This window comes from Paraburkholderia sp. BR10141 (assembly GCF_056155635.1).
This window is the reverse complement of sequence record NZ_JBMIQH010000001.1, coordinates 216,813-232,458: the sequence shown is the minus strand read 5'-3', so window position 1 is coordinate 232,458 and position 15,646 is coordinate 216,813. Positions and strand designations below refer to the sequence as shown.

Sequence of the window (15,646 nt, the reverse complement as noted above, 5' to 3'; positions counted from 1 at the left end):
ACCGTAAAATACGACTCACTGTCACGATGAAGTGGACAATCGGAATGCAACTCGACGACATGCGGATCTTCGTGACCACCGTGGATGCGGGCAATTTCACGGCGGCGGCCCATCGGCTGCGGCTTTCCAAGCAGTTCGTGAGCCGGCGCGTGGCGGCGCTGGAGGGCGATCTGGGCGCGCGCCTGCTGGTGCGCAACACGCGCAAACTGGCGGTCACGGACCTCGGCCAGGACTTCTACGAGCGCGCGAAGCGCATCCTTTCGGACGTCTCGGAGGCCGAGCAGGCCATGTCGGACCGGCGCAGCGAGCCGCGCGGCTTGCTGAAAGTGAGCGCGCCGATGTCGTTCGGCATGGCGCACCTCTCGCCGCTCGTCGCCGAATTTTTGCGTGAGCATCCGGACGTGCGCTTCGACATGGATCTGAGCGACCGCACCGTCGACGTGATCGGCGAGGGTTTCGACATGGCGCTGCGGATCGGCCGGCTGGCGGATTCCACGCTGGTCGCGCAAAAGCTCATCGACGTGCGCATGATCGCCTGCTGCAGTCCCGGCTACCGGCGCCGCCGGCGCGCGCCCCAAACGCCTGCCGATCTCGCGCAGCACGCCTGCCTGCCGTACGGGCAGCAGGGCCGCGCGCCGTGGGAATTCATCGTTGATGGCGTGCGCACGCCTTTCGACGTGCATGGGCCGCTGCGCGCGAACAACGGCGAAGTGATCCGCGACGCGGCCATTGCCGGGCTCGGCATCTGCTACCTCCCGGACTTCATCGTGGCGGGATCGGTTGATGCGGGGCTGCTGGTGGAGGTGCTGGAGCCGTTCATGCCGCCGCCCAACGCGCTCCATGCGCTGTACCCGCAGCATCGTGAAGCTTCCGTGACGATCCGCGCATTCACGCAATACCTGCGCGAGCGGCTCGCGGCGCGTGCGGCAACCGCGCGTGGCGGGGCGCTTTGACGCAGCAAGCGTGCGGCCCTTGCAGAAGGGCCGTTGCGCCTGCATCTAACGCATAAAGCTTCGTGAACGCAACATGACAGCGCGGCCGCGTGAGGCGCCTTGTCGCAGTTTCGTTGTATGCTCACCGCCCCGAGGGTTGCTCGGGCTGCGCGATGCGGGCGCGGAATCCCATACTGGCGGGCTTTGACGGACGCTATGGGGTCCGATAGGCAGGGTTAATACCCGCGATCAAAGCAACCAATTTTTCAAACGGACGCGGTTCCCGTAATCTTCGTCCATACCTTTTCCCAACCCAGAGCGAGGAAACAACGCATGTCTCTCATCAACACGCAAGTCAAGCCGTTCAAGGCAACCGCATACCACAACGGTAAGTTCGTTCCGGTCTCTGAGGAAAACCTCAAGGGCAAGTGGTCGGTCGTCGTGTTCTACCCGGCCGACTTCACTTTCGTGTGCCCGACCGAACTCGGCGACCTGGCTGACCAGTACGCGGAATTCCAGAAGCTGGGCGTCGAAGTCTACGGTGTGTCGACCGACACGCACTTCACGCACAAGGCATGGCACGACACGTCGGAGACGATCGCCAAGATCCAGTACCCGCTGGTCGGCGACCCGACGGGCGCAATCACGCGCAACTTCGACGTCATGATCGAAGAAGAAGGTCTGGCACTGCGCGGCACGTTCGTGATCAACCCGGAAGGCGAGATCAAGCTGTGCGAAATCCATGACAACGGCATCGGCCGTGACGCCAAGGAACTGCTGCGCAAGGTGCAAGCCGCTCAGTACGTGGCAGCACACCCGGGTGAAGTCTGCCCCGCCAAGTGGACGCCGGGCGCTGAAACGCTTAAGCCGTCGCTCGACCTCGTCGGCAAGATCTAAGCGTCGCTGTTCAAATGCGATCGCCCTGATCGCATGACGCCCAAGTCTCACTAGCTGTATCCCCGGGCCGCGCCCACTCGGCCGCGGTCCGGGTGCCTGTTCGCCTCTTGACGCCATAAGCGGAACGGCGAAATTGCCAGGCAATACTTAGAATTCCCCCGCTTCTTCTCTAGCCGGAAAAAAAGCCATGCTCGACGCCAACCTCAAAGATCAACTCAAAAGCTACCTCGAAAAAGTCACGCAGTCGATCGAGATCGTTGCGTACCTGGACGATGGCGAGAAGTCGCAAGAACTGCAGCAATTGCTGCAGGACATCGCATCGCTCTCGAATCGCATCTCCTACGAGGCACGCCGTGGCGCCGCAGCCGGCGACGCGCGTACCCCTTCGTTCGATATCAAGCGCGCGAACTCCGACGTGAAGGTCACGTTCGCGGGCATTCCGATGGGCCACGAATTCACGTCGCTCGTGCTGGCGCTGCTGCAGGTGGGCGGCCACCCGGTCAAGCTCGAGAACGACACCATCGAACAGGTGAAGGCGCTCGACGGCGCGTTCTCGTTCGAAGTCTATATGTCGCTGTCGTGCCAGAACTGCCCGGAAGTCGTGCAGTCGATCAACGCGATGGCTTCGCTCAACCCGAACGTGCAGATCGTCACGATCGACGGCGCGCTGTATCAGGACGAAGTCGAGAAGCGCCAGATCATGGCCGTGCCGACCATCTACCTGAACGGCGAAGTGTTCGGCCAGGGCCGCATGGGCGTGGAAGAGATTCTCGCGAAGCTCGATACCGGCGCATCGTCGCGTGCTGCCGAGAAGCTGAACCAGAAGGATGTTTTCGACATGCTCATCGTCGGCGGCGGCCCCGCTGGCGCTGCGGCTGCGATCTACGCGGCGCGCAAGGGCATCAAGACCGGCGTGCTCGCCGAGCGCTTCGGCGGCCAGGTGCTCGACACGATGGCCATCGAGAACTTCGTCTCGGTCACGGAAACGGAAGGGCCGAAGTTCGCCACGGCGCTGGAGCAGCACGTGCGCGCCTATGACGTCGACATCATGAATCTGCAACGCGCCGAAGCGCTCGTGCCCTCGGGCAACGGCTTCGAAGTGCGTACGCAAAGCGGCGCGACGCTGCGTGCGAAGAGCGTGGTGCTCGCCACCGGTGCCCGCTGGCGCAATGTCGACGTGCCGGGCGAGCAGCAGTACAAGAACAAGGGCGTGGCCTACTGCCCGCACTGCGACGGCCCGCTCTTCAAGGGCAAGCGCGTGGCGGTGATCGGCGGCGGTAACTCGGGCGTGGAAGCGGCAATCGACCTGGCCGGTATCGTGAGCCATGTCACGTTGCTCGAATTCGGCGCGCAACTGCGTGCGGACGAAGTGCTGCAACGCAAGCTGCGCAGCCTGCCGAACGTCACGGTGCACGTGAACGCGCAAACCACGGAGATTTCCGGCGACGGCCAGAAGGTCACGGGTCTCGCTTTTCTCGAACGCACGTCGGGCGAGAAGCGTCATCTCGAACTCGAAGGCGTGTTCGTGCAGATCGGCCTCGTGCCGAACACCGAGTTCCTCAAGGGCACGGTGGCGCTGTCGAAGCACGGCGAGATCGAAGTGGACGCCAAGGGCCAGACGTCGGTGCCGGGCGTGTTCGCCGCGGGCGACGTGACGACCGTGCCGTTCAAGCAGATCGTGATCGCCGTGGGCGAAGGCGCGAAGGCATCGCTGGGCGCATTCGACTACCTGATCCGCTCCTCCGTGGAGCAGGAAGAGGATGCTAAGGCGGCGCCCGTGGTCGCCTAAGCAAAGGGTTGTAGCAGTCTCTCTTTACGCCGGCTCACGCCGGCGTTTTTTTATGGTTTCGCGCAAGAAGACGGCTCAGTCCTGGACGAGCGGGCTGCCTTTTACAGAATATGTGAAATTAAATGAACAGCGTCTCGGTGTGCGTGCCAAACTGGCTGCTGGTCGGCACCGTCGATCGAGGAGACGAAACATGCAGCGCGAAACATTCATCCGCAGCCTGGCCGAGGAGGGCTTTCCCGAGCCCGTTGTCGTGACGCGCGAAGCCGGCGTCATGGAGGTCCATTCGCATCCGTTCGAAGCGAAGGCGCTGGTCATCGAGGGCGAACTGCACATCCGCGTAGGCGACGAAGAGCGACACTACAAGGTCGGCGACGTATTTCATCTCGCTGCCAACCTGCCGCACGCCGAGCGCTATGGGCCGCAGGGCGTGCAGTACCTGGTGGGGAGGAAGTGAGGGGGAGGCGCCTATGCCGCGAGGGGCCGAAGCTCCGTACGGATTCAACGGGTCGATGCAGCACACTACACCCTGCGTGAGCAGCCGAGGTGTTGCAAATGAAACAGCGACCGAGGATCCATTGCTCCGATAGCCAGCGAAGACTAACGTGGGAGCGCTGGCGCTAAGGCGACTCGCTCCCTCACCCCCGCGCCGCGATTTCCTTCTTCCACCCCGCGATGATCTTCCCCGCGAGCGCATTGTAGTCGCCGTCGAAGTGGTGATCGCCGTTCGTCTTCACGACGTCGATGCCGGTATTCGCGAGCGCCGGGCACAGCGTGTCTTTCTCGCCCGCGCCATACACACATTGCACGATCGAAGGTGGCACCTTCGCGAGTTCCGGGCGCACCTGCAGTGCCTTGTCGCTGGCGGGCATGCCGAGCCAGCCCGTCACGCGAATCTGGAAGTCGGCGTCGGGCGCGAAGCCGAGCAGCGACATGTACGAAACCTTCGCGCGCAACGTGTCGGGCAGACGGTTGTAGGCGAACGGCATCACGTCCGCGCCAAACGAGTAGCCCACGAGCGCGATGTGCTGCGCATGCCAGCGCGAGCCGTAAGTCTTCAGCACGCGGGCGAGATCGTGGCTCGTTTGCTCGGGCGTCCTTTCGCTCCAGAAGTAGCGCAGCGCGTCCCAGCCGATCACCGAAATGCCCTGCTTTTGCAGCGCTTCTGCAATCGTCTTGTCGAGATCGCGCCAGCCGCCGTCGCCCGAGATCACCACCGCGAGCATGTCGGTGGGGTGCGCCGCGGGCAGTTCGACGAGCGGCAGGTCCGACACGTCCTCTTCACTTTCCGTCACGACGCGCAGGTGATTCGATGTGAGGGCAACGATCTTGTCGGCGTCGGCAACGCTGGGGGCGAAGGCGCGCGGAGCGCCGGAAGTGGCTGCGTGCACATCTTTCGTCGTCACACCCTGCTCGAAGAAGCCGGGCAGGCCATTGCCGCGCGAGAGCGTGGGGTCGGCCGGGCAGGGCGCGAAGCGCGCGTCGAGCTTTGCGGCCGGATCGAGCGACACGGCGCCCGCCATCGTGTTCGCGGGCGCCTGCGAGAGCATGCGCTGTGCGATGAGCGCACCTTCGCCGCTGCCGATCGCGATCGGCGCGTAGTACTCGCTGGAGCCTAGCTGGCGTTCGAGTTGGTGGCTCAGCGCTTCGGCGTCGCTGTAGAGCTTGTGGCAGGTCTCGTTCTTCACGGCGGCGAGGTTCTGCGCATAGCGCTCCATATCCACGCCCACGACGAGCGCGCCATGCTGCGCGAGCGCGTCGGCGCGCGTCTGGTCGGCGGCGCTCCAGTGCTTGTCCGCCGAGAACAGCACGGTGAAGCCGCGCATGGCGACACTCGGTTTCGTCACCGCGACTTCGCCGTAACGGCCGCCCGAAACGTGCATGGTCGCGGCGGAGGCGGGCGTCGAGACGGGCGTCGAAGCCGCGTTGGCGTGAACCGCGCAAAACGCCAGCGCAGCGGCGCCCGCTGCCGTGCCTGCAATGCGCGGCAGCCTGGGAATACGGAATGTCATGAGCGCCAGCCTCCTGCCAGCAGCGATAGATCAGCGAGAGTGATGAACACGCTGATCGAGCCCGAAGCGGCCAGATAGCGTGGTTCCCAGCGCGGCGCGAACTTGTTCTTGAAGCCGCGCAGCCCCCGGAAGTTATAGAAGCGGCCGCCGAAGCGCCAGATGAAACCCGCGAGCCGGTGCCAGGACGACGCGAGCGGCGAAGGGCCCATGCCCGAGAGCGGCGCCATGCCGAGCGAGAGCGACTGGTAGCCTGCGGCCTTCAGATGCAGCGCGAGCTGCGTGAACAGATATTCCATCGCGTAGGGCGAGGCGCCCGGCATATGGCGCATGACGCCCACCGTCGCGTCGGTGTTCAGGTCGGTCGTCATGAAGGTGACGAAGGCGAGCGGCTCGCCGTTCTGACGGATGAGCAAGACGGACTGCGCGGCGAGATAGTCGTCGTCGAACGCGGCCACCGAGAAGCTTTTCTCGCGCGCTTCGCGGTCCTGCAGCCACGCGTCGGAGATCGCGCGCAGCACCGGCAGGCTCGCGCCCATCTGCGTGGGCTCGATATGTTCGATCGAAAAGCCGTCGCGTTCGCCGCGCTTGAGCGCGTAGCGCAGATGCGCGCGCTGCGGACCCTTGAGGTCAAATTCCTGCAGCATCACGCGCGCTTCCTCGCCGAGCTTCATCAGCGTGAGGCCGGCGTCGAGATAGAGCGGCAGCGCGTCGGCGCGCACCTGGTAGAACGCCGCGCGGCCGTTGTGTGCGTGCGCGAGCGTGACGAATTCGCGGATCAGCGCGGGCCACTCTTCGCGCGGGCCAACCGGATCGTGCAGCGCCGCCCACGTGCGGCCGCGCTTCGCGTACATCAGGAAAGCCTTGCGCGAGGTGGAGAAGAGGAAGCTCTTGTCGCCCATCAGCGCGAGGCCCGCGTCGCTGCGTTCCTGCGCGCGCACGATACGCGCGGCTTCTTCGAGGTCTTCGCTCGGGGGCATCACGAAGCGGCCGGCGGCGGGGCGCAGCAATTGCCACAGTGCGAGCGCGGCGGCGAACACGCCGGCGCCGAGCGTGGCGCGCAGCGCGCGCGGCGCGCGGCTGTGGAAGGCGAATTGCCACCAGAGGCTTTGCGAGTACTGCACATCGCGGAACGCGAACAGCAGCACCCACACGGCGAGCGCGATCACGCAGCCGACCGAGGCGAGCCAGGCCGGCGTGAATCGCTCGCTGAACATCGACGAGTGGCGATTGAAGCGCTTGCGCGTACCAAGCAGCAGCACGATCAGCACGCACAGCACGCCCGCTTCGACGAAGGCGAGGCCCTTGGCGAGCGAGAGCGCGAGGTTGGCCACGGCGATCACGAGCGCGAGCCACCAGGCGGCGTCCAGACGCCGCAGCAGACCGCGCGCGACGAACAGGAGCAACACGCCGAAGAGGCTGCCCATCAGCTGCGAGCTTTCGAGCACCCAGAGCGGCACGATGGTTTGGAGCAGCGCGATGCGCTTGGAGAACGCGGGTGTGGCGCCCGAGATCACGAGCATGCTGCCGGTCACGAACGTCACGATGGCGAGGAAGAGCGGCGCGAGTTGCGAGACGCCATCGGCGCCGCGCTTCGCAAAGCGGGCGCCGAGCGGTGTCTTGAGCGCGCGGCCCTCGAATACGGCGAGCACCGCGGCGGCGAGCGCGAGCGGCGCGCCGAAGTAGATCGCGCGATAGGCGAGCAGCGCGGCAAGCACCTTCGAGGTCGGCACGCTCGGCCCGAGCGCGTAGACCATCGCGGCTTCGAACACGCCGATGCCGCCGGGCGTGTGGCCGATCAGGCCGAGCAGCATGGCGGCGCAATACACGGTGAGGAAGTCGGTGAAGCCGAGAAGCGCATGCGGCATGACCGACCAGAGCGCGAGCCCGGCGCCGACCACGTCGAGCGCGGCCAGCAGCAGCTGCGCGACGAGGTCGCGCCGCGCCGGCACCGAAAAGCGCAGCCATGCGCGGCCGAACGGCTCGATCTCGCGCGCGCTTGCGGGGCAAACGATGACCATCACCGCGCCGCAGCCGAGCACCACGCCGCCGATCAGGCGCAGTTCGTCGGGCGAGAGGTGCAGCAGACCGGAGAGCGTGCTTGCGGCGCCCACCATGCCGAGCGCGGTCATGAACACGAGTGCGAGGGCGAGCGTGACGCTCGTGAACACCGTCATGCGGCCGATCTGCGCGGCGGTGACGCCCGCGCCGCCGTACACGCGGCAACGCACGGCGCCGCCCGTGAGCGCGCCGAAGCCGGTCACGTTGCCGAGCGCCGAGCCGGCGATCGCGCCGGCCCACAACGCGCCGCGCGAGACGCGCGCGCCCAGGTAGCGCAGGCCCACGGCGTCGCGACCGACCAGCGCGACGAAGCTCACGGCCGTGGCGGCGAGGGCGCCGACCCATTGCGCGGGCGTGAGCGTCCAGAGCTGGCGGATCACCGAGTGGTAGTCGACCGTGCGAGAGAGGTGCTGGAACACGACCAGCAGCAGCGCGCAGATACCGAGCGCGAACACCGGCGCGACAAAGCGCTGCAGGTGCAGGGCACCGGCACGGCGGCGCAGCGCCCCGAGGGCGCGCGCCGCGCGCGAAGAATGCGATTGGGACATGGATCGGTCTGGTGGCTCTCTGCGATGTCGCCGTATCGACTGTTACAGCTTCCCCGGCGGTGACATCGTGTTTATTCGCGTTTTGCGCTTACGTTCTTTCGAGGCCGGGTCTCGCGCATCACGCGCGCGAACCGGAAATTCGAGCCGAATCGTAATCGTTCGGAAAGGACTAGTTAAGCTCAGCAAACGCATGGGACTACCCGCCGGTTGACGCCCCGGTGCAAGAAACCGCTATTGGGTGCAGATCAATTCGACGCGATGACGCGTCGTAACTAGTGGATTTAATTAGGGAATAATCTTTTTGCGATTGATGTTTGTGGGGCCTGGCTAGCAGGCGGCCAGAACGGCAAGGTAATCGTTAACTTGTGAGTAATGGGGGGGCGCAGATCGCGTGCTGAAACGCGCGCCGAGTGGGCTGGTTCGCCGAAAGCCTTGCGTGGCGGGCGTTGCAGGCACTCCTGGTTGGCAGCCGGAGATGATGTTTTGGGTGTTAACCAGGCACTTTCTGAAATCGCTGTCACTAATTCGAGACAGCTCGTTTAATCCTTTTACAATGCTCGAAGGGCGAGTTAGTCTGCTTTGGTCAAGAGTTGTTTTACCGTGCCGGGAGAATGACGTGAAAAGACTAGCCTTGACTTCCCTTTCACTGGCCGCGCTCGGGGTTGCTGGCACGGCTCAGGCACAGACTAGCGTGACGCTGTACGGCACCATCGACACCTCGATTACCTACGTCAATCACGCCGACGGCAGCAAGAACCTCTGGACGCTCGGCAACAGCAGCTTCGGCAATCTCTCCGGCTCGCGATGGGGTTTGAAGGGCGCTGAAGATCTCGGTGGCGGCCTCAAGGCGATCTTCCAGTTGGAAAGCGGCTTCAACCCGTCCACAGGCGCGCTTGCGCAGGGCGGCAGGCTGTTCGGCCGACAGGCATACGTGGGCTTGACGGCCGAGCAGTACGGGTCGCTCACGCTCGGGCGGCAGTATGACCCGCTCATCGACCTCGTGCAGGGCATCACGGCCGACAACTATTTCGGCTCCGTGTTCGCAACGCCCGGCGACGTCGATAACTACGACAACAGCTTCCGCGTGAACAACGCCGTCAAGTACACCACGCCCGTATGGAGCGGCCTCCAGGCTGCGGCGATGTACTCGTTTGGTGGCATCGCGGGTTCGACAGGCGCCGAGCAGTCGTACTCGGCGGCGGTCAACTACACCAACGGTCCGCTCGCGCTGGCAGGCGGCTACTTCTACGCGGCGAACAGCCAGGCCGTCAACGGCATTCGCACCGGCGGCTGGACGAGCACCTCGGACGGCACCTTCGACGGCCCGATCAACTCCGGCTACGCTACGGCACATTCGCTCACCATTGCGCGCGCGGCGGCGCAGTACCAGCTCGGCCAGTTCACCTTCGGCCTCGGCTACAGCAACGCGCGCTACTCGCCCGATGCGAGTTCGGTGTTCCGCGAGACGCAAAAGTACAACACCGGCCAGGGCTTCATGAACTATCAGCTGAACCCGGCGCTGCTGCTTGGCATTGGCTACAGCTACACGCACGCCAACGGCGATACGTCGGCGAATTACAACCAGGTGTCGCTCGGCGCGGATTACAGCCTCTCGAAGCGCACGGACCTTTACATGACGGCGGCCTGGCAGCATGCGAGCGGCGATACCGGCAACGGCACGGGCGGCTCGATGCCGGCCGAGGCTTCGGTCGGCTCGTACGGTTACTCGGGCACCTCGAACCAGACCATCGTGAACTTCGGGCTGCGGCACAAGTTCTGAGCGACGGCCTCGATCGACAACGCCGGATGCGCCAACCGGGCGGCGCATCCGGCGTTTTGGCGTGTGCGGCCCTGGGTTCGGCTCAAGGCGCGTCAAGCGTCAGGGCATCGCGCGTCACGCCTCGCGGGAACGCCGGAGCGTGAGCAGCGCAAGCCAGGCGGCGAGGCGCTCCATACCGCGCCGCACGCCCGCGAACGGCGGCTGCCATGCGCTCGTGATGCTCACGCGTGCCGGCAAGGCGGCCTCAGTGCTGAGCCAGATACGTTCGCCACGCTCGAGCCGAAGCGTCTCGCCCGGTTGCACCCAGTGGTCGTAGGGCGAGCGGGCGCGCGTGACCCATACCTGGGCTACCTGAACACGCAGCGTGGCTGATGCGCTCACGCGCCAGGTGACAGTGCGCATGGGCGGCACGGCGAAGTGGACCGACTGGACGGGCAACGGATCGTCGAGACGGTCGGTTGCGTCCGCAACGGCGTGCGGCGCGGATTGTGGGGCGGGCTGTAAAGCGGGTTGCGAAGCGGTCAGTGAAGCTGCCTGAAAAGCGTCATCCATCGTTTTCTCCAGTTTTTGGAGCCGACGGACGGAGCGCTGTCACCCAGAAAAACAAAAAGCCCCGTCGATGCCGGCGGGGCTTGTGATTTGCGTGACGACAGACTGCTAGTACGCACACCATCCCCGTGGGTTACCCGTATGGGTTTTCCACGGATGATTCATCGTGTTTGCGATGACGAGGCGGGTGGAGGACGTGTGCATGGCTTGAGTGTGCGGGGTGCCTTGCAGCGCTGTCAACCGGAAATGCTTAAATGGGCTTTGGCAGCCGCAGTTTGTGTTGCGTGCGAGTCTCGTTCGCACCTTTGCATGACGCGATCGTGCCCTTCGATGGCATATCCTCTTGCGGGCAGCACCGTTTTCTCACTAGGATTGGTTGTTTTTTATGGATATCCGTCGAACCGTCCCACAATGTGGGGGCGTCCTCCCTGATACGCCTCGCGGCATCGATGTGTTGTGTGGAAACGACTGCATCTGATATATCACATACAGAATATTGATTTTTGTGGCGACGCAACATATGATTGAGTTATTCGATTACTCAATCATGCGGAGCTTCAAATGGATTTCGTTTCTCTCGCACTGTTCGGTGCAGCGGTCGTGGGTCTGGGTGCAGCTGCTACGGTCATGATCGCCAGGTGGCTGCCGCAGTCCGCCATTGAGCAGGCTGCGCAGCATGGCCGGTACGCTGGTTTGGGCGAAGCACCGCGCGCCAGGGCCGTTCGTCGTGCACAATTCGGTCCGCGAATCCGTCCGCAGGTCGGAAAAGAGGTAATCAATGTCGTCAGAACAAACTGAAGTTGTAGCAAGCCGGGAAGCGGCGCCGCTCAAGCTGGCGCTGCAGCCCATCAACGCCACACTGAGCCTGCGCGATCAGGCTTATGCCATGCTGCGCCAGGCCATTGCCGACGCCGATATCTACCAGTCGCGCGAGGAAATCCGGCTCGACGAGCGCGTGCTGAGCGAATCGCTCGGCGTGAGCCGCACGCCGGTTCGCGAGGCCATGACGCTGCTCGAGCAGGAGGGCTTCCTGCGCATGGTGCCGCGCCGCGGCATCTATATCGTGCGCAAGAGCAAGCGCGAGATCGTCGAGATGATCCAGATGTGGGCCGCGCTCGAAAGCATGGCCGCGCGTCTCGCCACGATCCACGCCACCGACGAGGAAATCGCGCGGCTGCGCCACATGTTCGACGACTTCCGCGACAGCACGCCCGCCGAACACATCGCTGAGTACTCGGACGCCAACATCGCGTTCCACCAGGCGATCGTCGAGCTTTCCCGCTCGCAGATCATCCTCGACACCATCAAGAACATCTTCGTGCACGTGCGCGCCATTCGCCGCATGACGATTTCGCAGAGCGACCGGGCTTCGCGCTCGATCGTCGATCATCTGCGCATCATCGAGGCGCTGGAGAAGCGTGACACCGAGCTGGCGGAAAAGCTCGTGCGCCAGCATTCGCTCGATCTCGCGGCTTATGTCGAGAAGAACTGCGATTTTCTGGATTGACGCAGGCGGCTGACGCCGCCTCTGGGCAAAACGGGAGACCTTCGGGTCTCCCGTTTTGCGTTTACGTTCCTTCGCGTCCCATCACGCTCATTCATCACGCGTCGGCAGAACGGCCTCCGAGAGCCGACTTTATGCGCATCAACCCCTGGCAGCCCTGACCAAATCCCGGTGCAAAGCAGCCATCCTTCACACGGAATCTGGCATATCAGATGCGGCAAATGTTCGGGGTTTTCCCTCGTGTGCACCGCGTCAATGCCGTCGAACTTGCACCAAAGTCATGCTGGATAAGGCTTCGACGCGATTCTAATGGCATTCCCGATGGGCAATTCTCCTCTTGCTTCGTTGTGATATATCACATACCGTATTGCTCAAGGACGCAGATGACACGCCATCGCGCGAAACGCCTCTGCCCACGCAACCCCACCGATTTTCGAAAACTCGCCCGGCCACGATTAGATAAGGAGACATGACATGGGCAAGGCATTGAACGGCGTGCGCATCCTCGATTTCACACACGTGCAGTCGGGACCCACCTGCACACAACTGCTCGCCTGGTTCGGCGCGGACGTGATCAAGGTAGAGCGCGTAGGCGCAGGCGACATCACGCGGGAGCAGCTGCGCGACCTGCCGGACGCGGACAGCCTTTACTTCACGATGCTCAACGGCAACAAGCGTTCGCTCACGCTCGACACGAAGAACCCGCAAGGCAAGCGCGTGCTGGAGCGGCTCATTCGCGATTGCGACGTGCTGGTCGAAAACTTCGCGCCGGGCGCGCTCGAGCGCATGGGTTTCAGCTGGGAACGTATACAGACGCTGAACCCGCGCATGATCGTCGCCTCGGTGAAGGGCTTCGGCCCCGGCCCGTACGAGGACTGCAAGGTCTACGAGAACGTCGCGCAGTGCGTGGGCGGTGCGGCGTCGACGACAGGCTTCGACGACGGCCCGCCGGTCGTCTCCGGCGCGCAGATCGGCGACAGCGGCACGGGCCTGCATCTCGCGCTCGGCATCGTGACCGCGCTCTATCAGCGCACGCACACGGGGCGCGGCCAGAAGGTGCTTGCGGCCATGCAGGACGGCGTGCTCAACCTGTGCCGCGTGAAGCTGCGCGACCAGCAGCGGCTCGAGCGCACCGGCGTCATGAAAGAGTACCCGCAGTATCCCAACGACGGCTTCGGCGAGGCCGTGCCGCGCGCCGGCAATGCGTCGGGCGGCGGGCAGCCGGGCTGGATTCTCAAGTGCAAGGGGTGGGAGACCGATCCGAACGCCTATATCTATTTCATCGCGCAGGCACCCGTGTGGGACCGCATCTGCAAGCTGATCGGGCGCGAGGAGTGGATCGACGATCCGGACTACGCCACGCCGAATGCGCGCCTGCCGCGCCTGAAGGCGATCTTCGACGAGATCGAGCACTGGACCATGCATCGCACGAAGTTCGACGCAATGGCCGTGCTCAACCGCTACGACATTCCGTGCGGCCCGATTCTCTCGATGAAGGAGATCGCCAGCGACGAATCGCTGCGCGCGAGCGGCACGATCGTCGAGGTGGATCACCCGGTGCGCGGCAAGTACCTCACGGTGGGCAACCCGATCAAGCTCTCGGATAGCCCGACCGAAGTCACGCGTTCGCCGATGCTGGGCGAACACACCGACGAAGTGCTCGCCGAATTCGGCTACACGAAGGACGAGATCCACTCGCTGCGCGCGTCTGGCGCCGTTTGAAACCGAGGAGCGAAACATGGAAACGTGGATGCGTTTGATGGCGAGCGACGGCAGCATCGTGTTCGGCCGCGTCGAGAACGGTTACCTGCACGAATACGAAGGGCTCGATCAGCCGGTGCCCACTGGCGCAGTGCTGTCGCTGCGCGCGCTTACGCCGCTCGCGCCCTGTGCACCCGGCAAGATCGTTGCGCTGTGGAACAATTTTCACGCGCTCGCCGCGAAACTCGAAAAGCCGGTGCCATCGCACCCGCTCTTTCTCATCAAGCCGGCGGCTTCGGTGATCGGCTCTTCTGAATTGATTCGGCGTCCTGCTCACTATGCGGGAAAAATCGTCTTCGAAGGCGAACTCGGCATCGTGATCGGCAAGCGCTGCCGCGATGCGAGCGTGAAGGAAGCCGAGTCGGCGATCTTCGGCTACACGATCGTCAACGACGTCACGGCAGCGGGCCTCATCACCGAGAATCCGCACTTCCCGCAATGGTGCCGCGCCAAAGGTTTCGATACGTTCTGTTGTCTGGGTCCGGCGATCGTTTCCGGGTTCGACTGGCAGCGCGCACGCGTCGTCACGAAACTCGATGGCGTGGAGAGGCAGAATTATCCGCTCGACGACATGGTGTTTTCGCCGGCGCAGCAGGTGAGTCTTATTTCTCAGGATCTGACGCTCGAACCCGGCGACGTGATTGCGTGCGGCACCTCACTCGGCGTGGGCTCGATCGTTGATGGCGCAACGGTCGAGGTCACCATCGAAGGGATCGGTACGTTGAGCAATGCGCTGGGCGCCGCGTCAGCGCAAATCGAGTCGCTTGCCGCCGTAGAGGGCGCGGCTTGACGGCCTGAAACCAAAGACGCGCGCGGCAGCGATGCCGCGCGAGGAGGAGAAATGCCGGAGCAACTGGCTGGCGACCTGGCGTGGCTGGGCGCTGGCGCGCTGTTCGCATGGCTTGGCTGTGCATTTGCACAATTGGCGGCGCTCGCGCCGGTGCGTGCGTGGCCGTTGTCGCGTTCCCGCTCCACGCCGTCCTGCGCCAGGCGCGCTGGTGCGCCGCGCAGGCATCGGCTCGCCTTCGCCATTTCGTTCGCATTGCTACTGACCGTGCCGCCCGGCGTGATCGCTGCGGGCTGGATGCATGGGCCCGACGCGACCGTCGCGGTCGAAGCCGGCGTGCTGGGCGGTTTGTGCCTCGCGGGCCGGCGCGACCTCACGCGCCGCGCGCGGACGGCGGCGCTGCTGGGGGGTGTATCGGGCGCGAGTGTCTTGATCGGCGCGTTCGTTGGTTACGTGTTGCAGCCTGAGCGGAGTGCTGGCGAACGTGTAGCGCTATTCGTCGCGGCGGCGATCGGCGCATTGCTGACCGGCGGCGCGCTGCGTTTGCTCAGCCGTGGCGCGCAAGCGAGCGGCTCGGTCCGCAGGCGCGTGCCGTTCGGCCGCGGCGACCGTGTCATGCAGGTCATCGCGCTGCTGCTGGGCGCTGCGCTCGGCTACGAATTCCTGAGCGCGCGAGCTTCGCCCGATTTCGAGATCTCCGTGCTGGTCGCGGCGAGCGTGCTGTGCGCGGCGCTGGGCGTGCGGCTCATGAGCGGCGCGCGGCGGCCGCGGCTCGCCCGCACGGGCGCCGTCGAGGCGTCACCGCCACGCGAGCCCTTCAGCGCAACATTCCATGCAAGTTTTGCGGGTGTGCCGGATGAACTGCTGGTCGCGGCCTGCGGCAGCGGCGCGTTCGAACCCGCCTGGCTGGCCGCGAGCGACACGCCGCACGGAAGCGGAGGGCGCGCGGGTCATCACGCGTCACAGGATTTGCCACGGCGGCGACGCAGCCGGGGCGGTGCGCTGCGTCAGCGGCAAGGACCGCACTGACGT

The 15,646-nt window shown here is 64.6% G+C and carries 13 protein-coding genes; 10 read left to right on the top strand and 3 right to left on the bottom strand.

Annotated elements, in window-relative coordinates; genetic code table 11:
- Window positions 1-44: 44 nt before the first annotated feature.
- From ACOJB8_RS01100 to ACOJB8_RS01085, 4 genes are all read left to right on the top strand, one after another.
- Window positions 45-953 (top strand): LysR family transcriptional regulator, encoded by a 909-nt coding sequence (locus tag ACOJB8_RS01100; RefSeq protein WP_069261875.1) that lies wholly within the window; start codon window positions 45-47, stop codon window positions 951-953.
- A 312-nt stretch (window positions 954-1,265) separates the two neighbouring features.
- On the top strand, window positions 1,266-1,829 hold the full coding sequence (gene ahpC / locus ACOJB8_RS01095) for an alkyl hydroperoxide reductase subunit C (protein WP_475010622.1): 564 nt from the start codon (window positions 1,266-1,268) through the stop codon (window positions 1,827-1,829).
- A gap of 187 nt (window positions 1,830-2,016) precedes the next feature.
- Window positions 2,017-3,618, top strand: a complete 1,602-nt coding sequence (gene ahpF, locus ACOJB8_RS01090; RefSeq protein WP_368682486.1) for an alkyl hydroperoxide reductase subunit F — start codon at window positions 2,017-2,019, stop codon at window positions 3,616-3,618.
- A 190-nt stretch (window positions 3,619-3,808) separates the two neighbouring features.
- On the top strand, window positions 3,809-4,072 hold the full coding sequence (locus tag ACOJB8_RS01085; RefSeq protein WP_069261623.1) for a cupin domain-containing protein: 264 nt from the start codon (window positions 3,809-3,811) through the stop codon (window positions 4,070-4,072).
- Between the two features lie 181 nt (window positions 4,073-4,253).
- Here ACOJB8_RS01085 and ACOJB8_RS01080 read toward each other — a convergent pair whose 3' ends face one another.
- Window positions 4,254-5,627, bottom strand: coding sequence for a virulence factor family protein (locus ACOJB8_RS01080; protein WP_475010616.1), 1,374 nt, complete (start codon window positions 5,625-5,627; stop codon window positions 4,254-4,256).
- A complete protein-coding gene (mprF, locus tag ACOJB8_RS01075; protein WP_342946796.1) occupies window positions 5,624-8,233 on the bottom strand; it encodes a bifunctional lysylphosphatidylglycerol flippase/synthetase MprF in 2,610 nt (869 codons plus the stop codon). Before mprF ends, ACOJB8_RS01080 begins: the two co-directional genes overlap by 4 nt.
- A 616-nt stretch (window positions 8,234-8,849) precedes the next feature.
- Here mprF and ACOJB8_RS01070 point away from each other — a divergent pair.
- Window positions 8,850-10,013 (top strand): porin, encoded by a 1,164-nt coding sequence (locus ACOJB8_RS01070; RefSeq protein WP_342946795.1) that lies wholly within the window; start codon window positions 8,850-8,852, stop codon window positions 10,011-10,013.
- Between the two features lie 114 nt (window positions 10,014-10,127).
- Here ACOJB8_RS01070 and ACOJB8_RS01065 read toward each other — a convergent pair whose 3' ends face one another.
- Complete coding sequence (locus tag ACOJB8_RS01065; RefSeq protein WP_342946794.1) at window positions 10,128-10,565, bottom strand: DUF2917 domain-containing protein; 438 nt, start codon at window positions 10,563-10,565, stop codon at window positions 10,128-10,130.
- 558 nt (window positions 10,566-11,123) lie between these two features.
- Between ACOJB8_RS01065 and ACOJB8_RS01060 the strand changes: the two genes are divergently transcribed.
- The 5 genes from ACOJB8_RS01060 to ACOJB8_RS01040 all read left to right on the top strand — a co-directional run bounded on the left by ACOJB8_RS01060 (window position 11,124) and on the right by ACOJB8_RS01040 (window position 15,643).
- A complete protein-coding gene (locus tag ACOJB8_RS01060; protein ID WP_081771534.1) occupies window positions 11,124-11,360 on the top strand; it encodes a hypothetical protein in 237 nt (78 codons plus the stop codon).
- Window positions 11,341-12,069, top strand: coding sequence for a GntR family transcriptional regulator (locus tag ACOJB8_RS01055; RefSeq protein ID WP_069261627.1), 729 nt, complete (start codon window positions 11,341-11,343; stop codon window positions 12,067-12,069). Before ACOJB8_RS01060 ends, ACOJB8_RS01055 begins: the two co-directional genes overlap by 20 nt.
- Before the next feature lie 471 nt (window positions 12,070-12,540).
- A complete protein-coding gene (gene frc, locus ACOJB8_RS01050; RefSeq protein WP_069261628.1) occupies window positions 12,541-13,788 on the top strand; it encodes a formyl-CoA transferase in 1,248 nt (415 codons plus the stop codon).
- Between the two features lie 16 nt (window positions 13,789-13,804).
- Window positions 13,805-14,617: a fumarylacetoacetate hydrolase family protein gene (locus tag ACOJB8_RS01045; RefSeq protein WP_342946793.1), complete on the top strand. Its 813-nt coding sequence runs from the start codon at window positions 13,805-13,807 to the stop codon at window positions 14,615-14,617.
- A 51-nt stretch (window positions 14,618-14,668) separates the two neighbouring features.
- Window positions 14,669-15,643, top strand: coding sequence for a hypothetical protein (locus ACOJB8_RS01040; protein ID WP_342946792.1), 975 nt, complete (start codon window positions 14,669-14,671; stop codon window positions 15,641-15,643).
- The last annotated feature ends 3 nt before the right edge of the window (window positions 15,644-15,646 follow it).